This window comes from Rhodococcus sp. 1R11, from assembly GCF_004563845.1.
In the GTDB taxonomy this organism is placed as follows: domain Bacteria; phylum Actinomycetota; class Actinomycetes; order Mycobacteriales; family Mycobacteriaceae; genus Rhodococcoides.
On sequence record NZ_SPNG01000010.1, the window covers coordinates 222,727 to 236,112 of the forward strand.

Here is a 13,386-nt window from a genome sequence, read left to right on the forward strand (position 1 = left end):
GCTGGCAATGGGAACACCTGTTCGATACAGTCGAGTCATGTCGCTCGCGATGCAAGGTTCGCTGTTCGGTGACGACGACGGTGGCGTCGGGTCACTGCAGTCCGTCACCCGCCGCGAGCTGACGCTCGGTGCCTGGGTCGATGTGCGCCCGGGCTGGTTGTCCGACAGCGATCTCTTCGATTCGCTGGTCACCCACGTCGACTGGCGCGCCGAACGCAGGCAGATGTACGACCGCGTGGTCGATGTGCCGCGCCTGGTTCGGTACTACGCCGAGCGCGAGCACTGGCCGCATGCGGCCTTGTACGAGGCCCGCGATGCACTGGACGACCACTACCGAAGCGAGCTCGGGGAGTCGTTCGCCACCGCGGGACTGTGTTACTACCGCGACGGGTCCGACAGCGTCGCCTGGCACGGCGACAACATCGGCCGCAGCGCCACCGAGGACACGATGGTGGCGATCGTATCCCTCGGTGCCACAAGGCAACTCATGCTCCGTCCCCGCGGCGGCGGGACCTCTCTGAAATTCACCCTCGGACACGGGGACCTGGTGGTGATGGGCGGATCCTGTCAACGGACCTGGGAGCATGCAATTCCCAAGTCGACCCGCGCGGTCGGCCCACGCATCAGCGTGCAATTTCGACCGCGCGGGGTTCGCTAGCGCACCACGCGTCAGCGCGCAGCGTTCGAGGCCCGACGCGTCTCGACGGCCGCCGCGAGAGTGGCCAATTGCGTTGCCGTCGTGTCCCAATCGAGGCACGCATCGGTGATGGACTGGCCGTACACGAGCTCGTCCCGGTGGCCGAGTTCGAGGTCCTGACGCCCCGCGACGAGGAAGCTCTCGAGCATCAGCCCGACGATGCCGTGCTCGCCGGCCGCGACCCTGGCGGCCACGTCGGTGACCACGTCCACCTGCTTGTTGTGATCCTTGCGGCTGTTTCCATGGCTGGCATCGATGACCACTCGCTCCGGCAGCCCCGACTTACGCAGGCGGGCAACGGTATCGGCCACGGACTCGGCGTCGTAGTTCGGTCCGTCGACGCCGCCGCGCAGGATGACGTGGCAATCGGGGTTTCCGACGGTCCTGATCAAGGCCGCCTTGCCGTCGAGATCGGTTCCGGGGAAGACGTGGCTCGCCGCGGCGGCGCGGGTTCCGTCCACGGCGACCTGGATGTCACCTTCGGTCGAGTTCTTGATACCGACCGGCATCGACAAGGCGCTGCACAGCTGCCGGTGCACCTGGCTGGCCGCGGTCCGTGCTCCGATGGCACCGTAGCTGACCAGATCCGCAATGTACTGCGGGGTGATCGGGTCGAGGAATTCGCAGCCGACGGGCAAGCCCAGCGCCGAGATATCCAGCAGCAGTTGGCGTCCCACTCGTAGACCCTCGTTGATGTCGAAGCTGCCGTCGAGGTGCGGATCGTTGATCAGACCCTTCCATCCGAGCGTCGTTCGCGGTTTCTCGAAGTAGACGCGCATGACGATGTGCAGTCGGTCGCCCAGCTCGGCTGCCGTCGTGGCAAGGCGTCGGGCGTAGTCGAGGGCGGCGTCGGCGTCGTGCACCGAACACGGGCCGACCACGACGATCAGTCGGTCGTCACGGCCGTCGAGGATGTCGACGACACCGGAGCGTCCGGTGCGAACACTCGCCGAGATCGCGTCGTCGACCGCATGCTCGCGGCGTACGACCGACGGCGCCACCAGCGGACTGATGCTGATGGTGCGCTGATCGTCGAGTGACGGGGTGTCGAGGGAGAGCGTCATGAGAGGTTTCCTGTTCCCAGGCCGGCTCCGCATGCTCCACGCGCACTTCGAGCCGGTCTGTATCCGGCTCGTGGGGTGGAGGTCAGCGCATGGCGTCGCTGGCTGACCCACCCGGGGCCGACCTGCTAAACCAGAAATACGTGCGCTGCATGGAGAGCACCGTAACAGACTCTCCCGTGATGCATCTATGCTCGTCCCTGCAGTCGGTTCGCCAGGTGGTCATGAGGAGCCCCGAAGTTCACCTCGGCGTCGAGCGGTGCGTGCAGTCACGGCGCATCGTGAGAGGGAACCCGGTGAGAATCCGGGACTGTCCCGCAGCGGTATGCAGGAACGACCGCCGTCATCACGCACTGAAGAAGCCTCTTCGGGAAGCGACGGCCAGTAGGAGTGGGCTCTCCGTCCGCACGCCTGCAAGTCCGAATACCTGCCCTCTGTGCTGTGCACGCCGTGTGCAGCGGTTCACCGCCTCGTGGAATGGGCGCGTAACCCGGGTACGGCTGTGGTCAGGGCTCACCGGGATCTGCGCGCCCGTGAAGACGGTGCACCACCCACTTGCAGTCACCTGGAGATCAACTGTGAACCACGATTTCACTGCCACCGTGCTCGGTTCGGCTCGCATCGGACCCAACCGAGAACTGAAGAAAGCCGTCGAATCCTATTGGGCCGGAAGGCTCGATGCCGCAGCCCTCGAAGAGGTCGCGAAAATTCTTCGTGAGAACGATTGGCGCACACTCGCAGCCGGGCTCGATTCCGTTCCGGTGAACACCTTTTCGTACTACGACCAGATGCTCGACACTGCGGCACTCCTGGGAGCTCTGCCGCCGCGGGTCGAGGCGGTCGAGGGCGAACTCGATCGGTACTTCGCCGCGGCCCGCGGCACCCAGACCATCGCCCCGCTCGAAATGACCAAATGGTTCGACACCAATTACCACTACCTCGTGCCCGAGATCTCGCCCGAGACCACGTTCTCCCTGCACCCGAACAAGGTGCTCGGCGAGGTGAACGAGGCTCGCGCACTGGGCATCCCGGCACGTCCGGTGATCATCGGGCCGATCACCTTCCTGTTGCTGTCCAAGTCCGTCGGCTCCTCCGATTCGCTGCTGGAACGGGTCGACGAACTGATTCCGCTCTACGCCCGTCTGCTCGAACTCCTCACCGCAGCCGGAGCCGAGTGGGTCCAGATCGACGAACCGGCGCTGGTGCGCGACCTCGACCACGAGACTGTCGCAGCGGCAACCCGATGCTTCGAGCAACTCGCAGCCTCGCAGACCCGCCCGGCCATTCTGCTGGCGTCCTACTTCGGCGACCTGGGCGACGCGCTGCCCGCAGTGGCGTCCACCGGGATCGAGGGCCTGGCACTCGATCTGACCGTTCCCGGTGCGGCCGAGCAACTTGCGGCTACTCCTGCTACCTCGTCGATGCTCGTCGTGGCCGGCGTCGTCGACGGACGCAACATCTGGCGCACCGATCTCGACGCCGCGCTCGAAACATTGCACGAGGTCGGCAGACATGCACGCGCAGTGGCTGTGTCGTCGTCGTGCTCGCTACTGCACGTTCCGTATTCACTGGACGCCGAACCTCAGCTCGAGCCGACACTGCGGTCGTGGCTGGCGTTCGGGAACGAGAAGATCACCGAGGTCTCGGTGCTCGCCCGCGCACTACAAGGCGACACAGCCGGGGAGACCGAGCGATTCGGGTCGGACCGATTCGAGTCGGCCCGCGCGGCTCTGGATTCGCGGAGCCACGATGCACGACTGCACGATCCGACAATCCGTGCGCGCGTGACCGGCGCGGCCGGCCGTGACCGCAGCCCAGGAGACGTCCGTCGCGTCGCACAGGCCGAGCATCTCTCGCTCCCTGTTCTGCCGACGACGACCATCGGCTCCTTCCCGCAGACGAGCAAGATCCGCCTCGCCCGGGCGGCGCTGCGCAGCGGAACCGTCGACCAAGCGGAGTACGTGCGACAGATGCGCGAGGAGATCGCCGATGTCGTTGCGCTACAGGAGCGTCTGGGGCTGGACGTGCTCGTCCACGGCGAGCCCGAACGAAACGACATGGTGCAGTACTTCGCCGAGCAACTCGACGGTTTCGTCGTGACCGCCAACGGCTGGGTGCAGTCGTACGGATCACGATGCGTGCGACCACCGATCCTGTACGGCGACGTCTCGCGCCCGGCACCGATGACGGTGGAGTGGTCGACGTACGCGCAGTCGCTGACCGACAAACCGGTCAAGGGAATGTTGACCGGTCCGGTGACGATTCTCGCGTGGTCGTTCGTCCGAGACGACATACCGGCGGCCGAGTCGGCAGCTCAGATCGCCTCGGCCATTCGAGACGAGACGATCGACCTGGAGTCGGCGGGGATCCGCATCGTCCAGGTGGACGAGCCCGCGCTCCGCGAATTGCTACCGCTGCGCTCGAAAGACACTGCAGCGTATCTGGATTGGGCCGTCCGATCCTTTCGGATCGCTACGTCCGGCGTCTCCGACGCGACACAGATCCATACCCACCTGTGCTATTCCGAGTTCGGTGAGGTCATCGACGCCATCGTCGCACTCGACGCCGACGTGACATCCATCGAGGCTGCGCGCTCGCACATGGAGGTGCTCGATGACCTCACTGCGGTCGGTTTCGCTCTCGACGTGGGACCCGGTGTCTACGACATTCATTCGCCGCGGGTACCGACGGTGGACGAGATCACCGACTCGCTCCGTGCGGCAGTCAGGGCAGTGCCCCTCGAACGGCTCTGGGTCAACCCGGACTGTGGGCTCAAGACACGGGGCCCGGCCGAGGTCGAACAGTCGTTGAGAAACATGGTGCTGGCCGCGGCAGCGCTGCGCTGACCCCATGTGAGCGGAACTTCGACCCCTGCTACGAAGTTCCGCTCACGTGGTCGCCAGGCTAGGGTTACCTATCCATGCCCGCTCGGTGAAAGAGATCGAAGTGAAACGTCTGCTCGTCGCCACCGCCCTCGTCGCAGTCGCAGCCCTGACCACCGTCGCGTGCGGCGACAGCGGCGAGCAGACGCCGAGCACCGTAACCCCTGCCACCTCCAGCAGTACCGACGCCGCATCGGACACGCCGGGCCCCACCGGCATACCCGACGGGATGGGTTCGGGTGCCGCCGACGGCGAGTTCCCGCGCACCGTCGGGCATTTCGGCGGATCAACCGACATCCCCGCTGAGCCGAAAAAGGTCGTGGTGATCGCCACCGGCCAGCTCGACGCGGCGTTGACGCTGGGCGTGATCCCCACCGGTGCGGCCTACGGCGACGGTGCCGATCTGGTGCCCGACTACATCAGCTTCTCGTTCCCCCAGTACGCGGACCAACTGACGCAGATGGCAGATCTGGGCAACCGCCAGAGCGTCGACATCGAGGCCATCGCCGCCGCCGAACCCGACCTCATCCTGGCCAACAAGACCGGCTCGGAAGACATCTACCCGACCCTGTCGGCCATCGCGCCGACCGTGCTGACCGAGGGCACCGGCGTGAACTGGAAGCAGGACTTCCTTCTTCTCGCGGACGCACTGGGCCGCACCGAGCAGGCACAGGATTTCCTGGACACGTTCGCGTCCGACGCTCGCGCACTGGGTGATTCGGTCTCCAACGGCGGCGGATCCAAGGGCGCTCCGACGGTGTCGTTCGTCCGCTTCACCGCAGACCGGGCTCGCGTGTTCGGCGTCGCGTCGTTCGCGGGATTCATCGCCTGGGACGCCGGGCTGGCGCGACCGCAGAGCCAGCAGTTCGACAAGACGTCGCAGGACTTCAGCGAGGAAGAGATCCAGTTGGCGAACGCCGATTGGGTGTTCGTCTCCAGCCAGGATGCAAGAGCCGATTCGAGTGCCGCGTCGTACACCACCAATCCGCTGTGGACCGGGATGAGCGCGGCAACGCAGAACCACATCGTGCGCGTCGACGACGACCCGTGGTACCTGAACGCAGGCCCCACGGCGGCGACCATCGTGCTCGACGGCCTGAAGAACGCCCTGCAGAGCTGACCCCCATGTGAGTGACGGAGCCTGACCGGTCGTTCCGCAGGCTCCACTCCCGACTTCTAGCAGGCTACGAAGTTCCACTCACATCGGGCAGATAGGTTGCGCACAACTTAAACGTGCGCTACCGTTCTTCTCGTGACCAACGAACTCGCACTCGATCGTCAGGTGTGCTTCGCGCTGTACTCCGCTTCGCGGGCTACTACCGCGGTGTATCGCCCGATGCTCGAAAAGTTGGGCGTCACATACCCGCAGTACCTCGTGTTACTGGTGTTGTGGGAGAAGGACGGTCGCGGCGTCAAGGACATCTGCGCCGAGCTCGATCTCGACACCGGCACGCTCTCGCCGATGCTCAAGCGACTCGAAGGGCTCGGCTTCGTCGAGCGTCGACGCCTGAGCACTGACGAGCGTCGCGTCGAGATCCACCTCACGGAGACCGGAAGTGCCATGCGCGCAGAGGCACTCGACCTGCCACGCAAACTCGCCGAGAAGACCGGCATGGATTTCGGCGATCTCGTCAAACTCAAAGAATCGCTCGACGCGTTGACGAGCGCTTTGCATCACACCGATTCGAGCACGACAGAAGGAGAATCATGAAGACCATCTACACCGCAGAGGCACTCGCCACCGGCGAAGGCCGTAACGGCCACGCCCGTACCTCCGACGGACGTCTCGACCTCGATCTCGCCATCCCGGAGGCCATGGGCGGCAGCGGAAACGGCACCAATCCCGAGCAGCTCTTCGCAGCCGGCTACGCCGCATGCTTCCACTCCGCACTGCAGATGGTGGCGCGTCAGGACAAGGCCGACGTCACCGATTCGGCCGTCGGCGCTCGCGTCGACATCGGCCCCAACGACCAAGGCGGCTTCCAGCTCGCGGTCACCCTCGAGGTGACTCTGCCCAACCTGAGCCGCGAAAACGCGCAGGCCCTGGCCGACAAGGCCCATCAGGTCTGCCCGTACTCCAACGCCACCCGCGGCAACATCGACGTCACCGTCACAGTCACCGAAGACGAGTAGGAATCATCACCATGAAGGCACACGAAATTCACCTCGCGTCCCGCCCACAAGGCTGGCCGACCGAAGACAACTTTCGCGCGGAGGTCGTCGACCTTCCCGAACTGCAGGACGGGCAGATCCTCGTCCGCAATATCGTGATGTCGGTCGATCCGTACATGCGTGGCCGGATGAACGACGTGAAGTCGTACGTCCCGCCGTTCCAGCTCGATGCGCCGCTCGACGGCGGTGCCGTCGGCGAGGTCGTCGAATCCAAGGCCGACGGTTTCGCAGTCGGCGACGCTGTTGTGCACGGCAAGGGATGGCGCGATCTCGCCATCGTCCCGGCCCAGGGAGCCAGCAAAGTCGACCTCGGCGCAGCGAAAGCATCGGCATACCTGAGCGCACTCGGAATGACCGGCACCACAGCGTATGCGGGTCTGACCGCGGTGGCGTCGTTCCAGAAGGGGGACGTCGTGTTCGTCTCCGGTGCCGCCGGAGCCGTCGGCTCGCTCGTCGGACAGATTGCCAAGGCGCTCGGCGCATCTCGCGTCATCGGTAGTGCCGGATCCCCCGCCAAGGTGGCCCGCTTGCTCGAGCTCGGGTTCGACGCGGCATTCGACTACCACGACGGCCCTGTCGCCGAACAGCTCCGGCAGGCAGCTCCCGATGGCATCGACGTGTACTTCGACAACGTCGGCGGTGACCATCTCGAAGCTGCTATCGGGTCGATGAACAAGCACGGCCGAATTGCCATGTGCGGAGCCATCGCTCAGTACAACTCGACCGAGCCGACTCCGGCTCCGCGCAATCTCGCCCTCGCCATCGGCAAGGAGTTGACGTTGAAGGGCTTCATCGTCGGTTCGTACGCGCACCTCACCGAGGAATTCCGCGCGAAGATGACGGACTGGCTCGCCAGTGGCGCAATCGAATTCGACGAGACGGTCGTCGAAGGCCTCGACAATGCTCCGGCCGCCTTCATCGGACTGATGAAGGGCGAGAACACCGGCAAGATGGTCGTCACCATCTAGGTCGGGCCAGCACGGCGCGTCACCGCAGTCCACACCCCGGTCGGGAATTCCGACCGGGGTGTTTCCATGCGTGTACCGATTACAGTCGTTGCATGCCTGCCGCCCCACTTCCGTTGCGCGACGGCCTCGACCCCACCAGGGTGCGGATGCCCGACGTCGCGACCGGAACGACGGTGCTCGAATACCTGTGCGCCCGCTTCCCGAAAGACGCGGCCAGGCTGACCGAGAAGGTGTCCGGCGGGGAGGTCGTCGATGCAGCGGGCGTACCGATCGACGCGGCGACGATCGCCGGCCCGCGCGCGGATATCTACCTCTACCGTGACCCTCCGGTGGAATCGCCCGTACCCTTCTCCGTCGATGTGCTACACCGCGACGAGAACCTGCTCGTGGTGGACAAGCCGCACTTCCTCGCCACGACGCCGCGGGGCGCGTACATCGCGCGCTCGGCGTTGGTTCTGCTGCGACGACAGTTCGATCTGCCGGAGCTGAGCCCCGCGCACCGTCTGGATCGACTCACCGCGGGGGTTCTGGTGTTCACCGTGCGACAGCAGGCTCGCAGGCCGTATCAGGAGCTGTTCGCTCAACGCACCATCACCAAGCAATACGAGGCAATTGCCCCACTCTCCCGGAATCTCGACTTCCCGCTGACGGTGCGCAGTCGAATAGTCAAAGACCGCGGAGTGCTTCAGGCGCGAGAGGTACCGGGCGAGCCCAACGCCGAGACACGCGTCGAACTGGTCGACACTCTCGGGCCGTACGGTCGATATCGGCTGCACCCGCGCACCGGGAAAACGCATCAACTTCGGGTTCATCTGTGCTCGTTGGGAATTCCGATCGTCGGCGACAACTTCTATCCGTCGTTCCGCGAGGTCGCCGACGACGATTACTCCGATCCGCTCCGCCTACTTGCTCGCTCCATCGAGTTCGCCGATCCGCTCAGTGGCGTGGTTCGACGGTTCGAGAGCAATCGAAGTCTGGATCCTCCTGCAGCTCGACCGATGCCGTAATACCGGCGATCTCGTCGGATCGGACGGTGATGCGATGCGAGATGACCGCGAGCGCGAACAGGCCGACCGCCACATTCCCCAGCGCAGCGAACCCCTCCTGGGCAAAATCCACGAGCGCGTTGAGCAAAGTGAACACCAGTGCGGACACGCGGAGAGTGCGCAGCGGCCACAGTGGACCGTCCCTTCGAAACCGCAGCATCGCCGGAAGCGCCGTGGAGAATGTGATGCAGGCACTGACGAACAGGATGCCGCTGGCGATGCCCATCCTGTCGACGTCGATCGTCAGGTCTCGGCGATCGATGAGCAGGTCACCCGAGACGAGTTCGACGATCCCGAACACGACTCCTGCCCCGGAAATCAGGACCAGTCCCCAGCCGACGACGGGAACCCAACGGGGACTGGTGAAGAACGCGGGGATCAGCCGTGGAACGAACTGGCGCATCGAGTGGGTACGTGATGTCGACCGGCGGCAGGTGCCGAGCAACAGTCTGATTCCGGCTACGGTATCCGGGTCGGCTCCGTCGGACTCGGCTCGCGCAACCATCCGCAGCGCCCAGTCACGCCGATGCTCGGGAAGACCGTGCGCGACGCCATCGGCGGCGATCGCGGCCGCGTTCGCGAGTGACTCGTCCCGCGAGGGCCGGCGGAACTCCCGCACGATCCTGCTGAACACCAGCAGCAGGACCACCAGGACGTACATGATCTCCGACGACGGGCCGTAGAAGTAGTCGTTGTCCTTGGTCACGAACTTGCCGACCTCGTCGAGAAACAACCCGAACCCGATTCCGCCGAGCACCACGGTGAAGACCCGAACGCCGAACCCGATGAACATCCACCCGATCAGCAGAGCCAGCATCATCGCCGCCCCGCCGTACAGAGCGTGCGCGATGTGCAACGATTTGCCGCCGACCTGCGGGTAGTGAGTGAGTTCCAGATACGCCCTGGTGACCAGAATCGTTGCGATGGCCACCACCATGAAGGCCTCGGACGCGGAGCTGCCGTAGGCATCGCGGACCACACCAGTACGTTGCGGGTGCCCCGGCCGAGCGATCATGAACCGAGTATGAGCGTCCCGCCGTCGCCTCCGGGCTGTTTTCGCCTCTGCATTCCCGCGCACCCGTGGCCACAACTTGACAAATTCGTTTGCCGAAACTGCAATGGATCGATGACGGACGCAGAAACCACCCTCGACGAGCTCATTGCCGGCCTCGGCCCCCGCCTCAAGCGCATCCGAATGGAGAAGAACACCACCCTCGCCGCGCTGTCCGACACCACCGGCATTTCGATCAGCACGCTCTCGCGGCTCGAATCCGGTGACCGCAAACCCAGTCTCGAATTGCTCTGGCCGATCGCCCGAGCTCATCAGATGGCGCTCGACGATCTGGTGACGGCTCCCCCCGTCGCCGATCCCCGGGTACGCACCACACCCACCGTGCGCGAGAACGTGACCATTCTTCCGCTGACGCTCCGGCCCGGCGGCCTGCAGGCCTACAAGCTACTGATTCGTCCGGACGACAAGGAGCCGAGCCCACGGGTACACGAGGGGTACGAGTGGTTCTACGTTCTCAACGGAACCCTGAGACTGATTCTCGGCGAACACGATCTGACGATGAAGCCCGGTGAGGCTGCCGAGTTCGACACCCGGGTACCGCACTGGTTCGGCGCTGTCGGCGACCGGCCGGTCGAGTTGCTGAGCCTGTTCGGACCTCAGGGCGAGCGTATGCACGTCCGCGCGAAACCGACTGTATGAAAAGTCATGTCGGTGTGAGACAGTGAAGCCCGCTCGACGGAGAATCCACTCGGTCATCCGCACCGACAACACCATCTCGAGGAAAAAGATGACCGACAGACTGCCCGATTCACCCGCCTCTCGTACCGATGTCGACATCGCTACCGGAGTGCTCATCGGTATCCACGGTGGCTCGGTGGCCGACGCCATCGACGAGCTGTTTACCACGGCGAAGAATCACCGGGTAAGTCTGTTCGAGCTCTCCCGCACGCTGATCACAGTCGCCGAGGGACGCGACGTCGAGCAGTCCACGACGGCGGACGCGGTGTACTCGGTGTGGGGTTCGGCGCTGGGGCGGCGTGGTGCCGAGACCACATTCGGCTTGGTCACCGGTTCCGCCGCAGTCTGATTCGGACGGTCGCTATCCGCGTACGGCCGGATCGGTTCGCAGTTCCGGGAAGCGAGCCGTCATTGCGTCGATGTGCCGATACATCTCGTAGAGCTCGATGCGGAGTGTGGACGCCTCGGACTCGAATTGCCGTGCGCGAGACTCGGCACGATCGGCGCGAGCCCGAAATGCTTTGGATTGCGCGATTTCGATGGACGCGGAACACGTCTGAATATGTTCGGCCAGTCCTCTGGCGAACACTCTCGCCTGGGCAAGATTGACGTCGTAATTGTCGTCGCGCGGTGACGGTGCGCCGTTCGCTGTGCCCATGGAAAGAAGTCACCCTCGGTCGTCGGCCTCGATATCCTCCGACGAACTCTACGCTCGACTCCGAGCGACCCGTTCGAGAACCGACCGTCGAAAAATGGCCATCACCCGAAGACGAGTGCCAGCACGACCGACGCGGAGGTGGCAACGATGGCGATGACGATGGTCGCGGCGATTGCACGCTGCCGCACGGTGCGGTAGCTCGACGTGTCCGACCCATCGTCGGCATCGTCCTCGTCGACGGTGCGCGCGGCATAGAAGTCGTCGGAGTCGACTCCGTCCTCGTCGAAATACACGACATCCCGCGGTGGGATCCAGCTCTGCCCGTTGGCCGCGATCGCGGCTCCCAGTCGCTCCAGGCGCATCTGAGCCCGCTTTGGATACCAGTCCGACGGCGCGTGGATGGGGAGAGCTCGGGCGAGCGTGAGCGGCGACCGGTATTGCTTCTGCAACGCCGCGAACGCAGCAGACGCCGTCGGATCGTCGTCGGCCTTGTCGGTCAGAAACCACACGGCACCGGCCGCCGCACGATCACCGAGAAGGAGATACGTGTACGCCAGTAATTCCAGAACCGCCGGCGACGACGGGTTGCGAGGCAAGGCGTCGAGGAGCCCGTTGCGTGCGGCGATGGTGTCCCCACGTGCGAGATCGGCTTGCGCGCGAGCGATCACATCCACCCGACGAGCCTAACGCCGCAATCGTGCCCCGTCACCGGACAATGGATACCACGCACACGAGAAAGCCCCTCCCGACCGAAGTCGAAAGGGGCTTGATTCGTGCTTGTCGATCACAACCGTGGTGGCCAGGGCCGGGATCGAACCGGCGACCTTCCGCTTTTCAGGCGGACGCTCGTACCAACTGAGCTACCTGGCCGGGCGGCACCGGTGAAACAATGCCATCGCAAGATCGGTGCTTTCGCACCTGCTTTGCGACCCTGACGGGACTCGAACCCGCGACCTCCGCCGTGACAGGGCGGCGCGCTAACCAACTGCGCCACAGGGCCTTGCTGTTGTTGTCGCGCTATTTCTAGCGCACCAACTCTCCGAACTGCAAATCCGCTTCCCACCGGAGCGAGATGAAGAATGCTGTACTGCACATCGGATTGTCAATCCGATGTTTTCCTGCGTACCCCCTACGGGATTCGAACCCGCGCTACCGCCTTGAAAGGGCGGCGTCCTAGGCCGCTAGACGAAGGGGGCCCGCCGAATTGCTTCGACGCTACCCTCAACGGCGTTCCGTTGGGAGCTGGGATAGCTTAGGACACTTTCGATGTAAATCTCAAACCGGCAGGTCAGAGGCGGTTTTTGCCTCGTTTTCGCCGAACTGCTCCCACCCGTGGAGTTCGAGTTCTGCCAGCCAACTATCCGACGCCATGGCGAGCAGCACGATCTCGACGGACTCCTCGAACCGTTCGCGCAGATCTGCGTTGTCGGCCACCAGATCCGACATGTATCGCTGGCCCGCCATCGACGCGGCGAGCACCCGCACGAACTTGGCCGCATCGAACTGCGGCTTGAGGTCTCCCATCGCCAGCGCTCTCTCCGCCTGCGCGTACCCCTGAGCGCCCCACACCCGGCCACCGCCGGAGTGCACCTCCGCGTAGAACTCGGGCTCGACGATCAGCCGGAATTCCGCACGCACGATCACGTCGTTCTGAAAGTTCTGCGCGATGTCGTCGACGATTCCCCGGATGACGTAAAAGGGATGCGCGGTCGAATCCGCCCATTTCTCGGAGATTCCGACATAACGGTCGAGGCCGGCCGCGAGCACCGCTCGGGCCAGATCTTCCTTGGATTGGAAATGGAAGTACATCGCCCCCTTGGTGGCGTTCGATCCCTCCAAGATGGTGTTGACGGACGCAGCCGCATATCCGCGCTTGGCGAATTCCGCCGCCGCGGCCTCGACGATTGCCGCCCGGGTCCGCCGTGCGCGCTCCTGTTGTGCCATTTACTCCGTGCCTCCGAGCCCCAGCGCCCTGCATATCCACAGGTAGTACAAGTAGAGAGTACTTCACCCGAACGACACGCGACTCGACTCACCTGCGGTCCGCTACGGCGCGTGCAGCCGACAGAAAATTCGGTTGGACAGGGGAAACAAGCCGGATGGTATTGTTCACGCGGCTCGAGTGCGCTGCAGGGGGTGCGCACTCGAGCCG

The 13,386-nt window shown here is 64.6% G+C and carries 14 protein-coding genes, 3 tRNA genes and 1 riboswitch; of the genes, 9 read left to right on the forward strand and 8 right to left on the reverse strand.

What is annotated here, in order from left to right; translation table 11 throughout:
- Positions 1-37 precede the first annotated feature (37 nt).
- Positions 38-658: an alpha-ketoglutarate-dependent dioxygenase AlkB gene (locus E4P29_RS18535; RefSeq protein ID WP_135046628.1), complete on the forward strand. Its 621-nt coding sequence runs from the start codon at positions 38-40 to the stop codon at positions 656-658.
- Positions 659-669: 11 nt separating this feature from the next.
- On the opposite strand, the gene E4P29_RS18540 is transcribed toward E4P29_RS18535, so the two are convergent.
- Positions 670-1,761, reverse strand: a complete 1,092-nt coding sequence (locus tag E4P29_RS18540; RefSeq protein ID WP_135046629.1) for a 3-deoxy-7-phosphoheptulonate synthase — start codon at positions 1,759-1,761, stop codon at positions 670-672.
- Positions 1,762-1,998: 237 nt separating this feature from the next.
- Positions 1,999-2,208, forward strand: a riboswitch (cobalamin riboswitch).
- 128 nt (positions 2,209-2,336) lie between these two features.
- Between E4P29_RS18540 and metE the strand changes: the two genes are divergently transcribed.
- From metE to E4P29_RS18570, 6 genes are all read left to right on the forward strand, one after another.
- The gene (metE, locus tag E4P29_RS18545; protein ID WP_135046630.1) at positions 2,337-4,604 is read left to right on the forward strand and encodes a 5-methyltetrahydropteroyltriglutamate--homocysteine S-methyltransferase; all 2,268 of its coding nucleotides are present in this window, start codon (positions 2,337-2,339) and stop codon (positions 4,602-4,604) included.
- A 100-nt stretch (positions 4,605-4,704) separates the two neighbouring features.
- Positions 4,705-5,760, forward strand: coding sequence for an iron-siderophore ABC transporter substrate-binding protein (locus E4P29_RS18550; RefSeq protein WP_135046631.1), 1,056 nt, complete (start codon positions 4,705-4,707; stop codon positions 5,758-5,760).
- 132 nt (positions 5,761-5,892) lie between these two features.
- Positions 5,893-6,351 carry a MarR family winged helix-turn-helix transcriptional regulator gene (locus E4P29_RS18555; RefSeq protein WP_135046632.1) on the forward strand — a complete coding sequence of 153 codons (459 nt, stop codon included), beginning with the start codon at positions 5,893-5,895 and terminating at the stop codon, positions 6,349-6,351.
- Positions 6,348-6,773 carry an organic hydroperoxide resistance protein gene (locus E4P29_RS18560; RefSeq protein ID WP_032365872.1) on the forward strand — a complete coding sequence of 142 codons (426 nt, stop codon included), beginning with the start codon at positions 6,348-6,350 and terminating at the stop codon, positions 6,771-6,773. The genes E4P29_RS18555 and E4P29_RS18560 overlap by 4 nt, the downstream gene beginning before the upstream one ends.
- 11 nt (positions 6,774-6,784) lie before the next feature.
- A complete protein-coding gene (locus E4P29_RS18565; RefSeq protein ID WP_135046633.1) occupies positions 6,785-7,780 on the forward strand; it encodes an NADP-dependent oxidoreductase in 996 nt (331 codons plus the stop codon).
- Positions 7,781-7,872: 92 nt separating this feature from the next.
- Positions 7,873-8,787: a pseudouridine synthase gene (locus E4P29_RS18570; RefSeq protein WP_135046634.1), complete on the forward strand. Its 915-nt coding sequence runs from the start codon at positions 7,873-7,875 to the stop codon at positions 8,785-8,787.
- Here the strand turns inward: E4P29_RS18570 and E4P29_RS18575 are convergent.
- Positions 8,717-9,841, reverse strand: coding sequence for a hypothetical protein (locus E4P29_RS18575; protein WP_245154396.1), 1,125 nt, complete (start codon positions 9,839-9,841; stop codon positions 8,717-8,719). The genes E4P29_RS18570 and E4P29_RS18575 overlap by 71 nt on opposite strands.
- 111 nt (positions 9,842-9,952) lie before the next feature.
- On the opposite strand from E4P29_RS18575, the gene E4P29_RS18580 reads away from it, so the two are divergent.
- Both E4P29_RS18580 and E4P29_RS18585 read left to right on the forward strand, forming a co-directional pair.
- Positions 9,953-10,537, forward strand: coding sequence for an XRE family transcriptional regulator (locus E4P29_RS18580; RefSeq protein WP_135046635.1), 585 nt, complete (start codon positions 9,953-9,955; stop codon positions 10,535-10,537).
- Between the two features lie 88 nt (positions 10,538-10,625).
- Positions 10,626-10,925: an ANTAR domain-containing protein gene (locus tag E4P29_RS18585; RefSeq protein ID WP_135046636.1), complete on the forward strand. Its 300-nt coding sequence runs from the start codon at positions 10,626-10,628 to the stop codon at positions 10,923-10,925.
- A gap of 12 nt (positions 10,926-10,937) precedes the next feature.
- On the opposite strand, the gene E4P29_RS18590 is transcribed toward E4P29_RS18585, so the two are convergent.
- From E4P29_RS18590 to E4P29_RS18615, 6 genes are all read right to left on the reverse strand, one after another.
- On the reverse strand, positions 10,938-11,234 hold the full coding sequence (locus E4P29_RS18590) for a hypothetical protein (RefSeq protein ID WP_135046637.1): 297 nt from the start codon (positions 11,232-11,234) through the stop codon (positions 10,938-10,940).
- A 101-nt stretch (positions 11,235-11,335) separates the two neighbouring features.
- Positions 11,336-11,908, reverse strand: a complete 573-nt coding sequence (locus E4P29_RS18595; RefSeq protein WP_135046638.1) for a DUF6584 family protein — start codon at positions 11,906-11,908, stop codon at positions 11,336-11,338.
- A 119-nt stretch (positions 11,909-12,027) separates the two neighbouring features.
- Positions 12,028-12,104: transfer RNA gene (locus E4P29_RS18600), tRNA-Phe, on the reverse strand.
- Positions 12,105-12,160: 56 nt separating this feature from the next.
- Positions 12,161-12,234, reverse strand: a tRNA-Asp gene (locus E4P29_RS18605).
- 123 nt (positions 12,235-12,357) lie between these two features.
- Positions 12,358-12,430: transfer RNA gene (locus E4P29_RS18610), tRNA-Glu, on the reverse strand.
- Between the two features lie 79 nt (positions 12,431-12,509).
- Complete coding sequence (locus tag E4P29_RS18615) at positions 12,510-13,178, reverse strand: TetR/AcrR family transcriptional regulator (RefSeq protein ID WP_135046639.1); 669 nt, start codon at positions 13,176-13,178, stop codon at positions 12,510-12,512.
- Positions 13,179-13,386 lie beyond the last annotated feature (208 nt).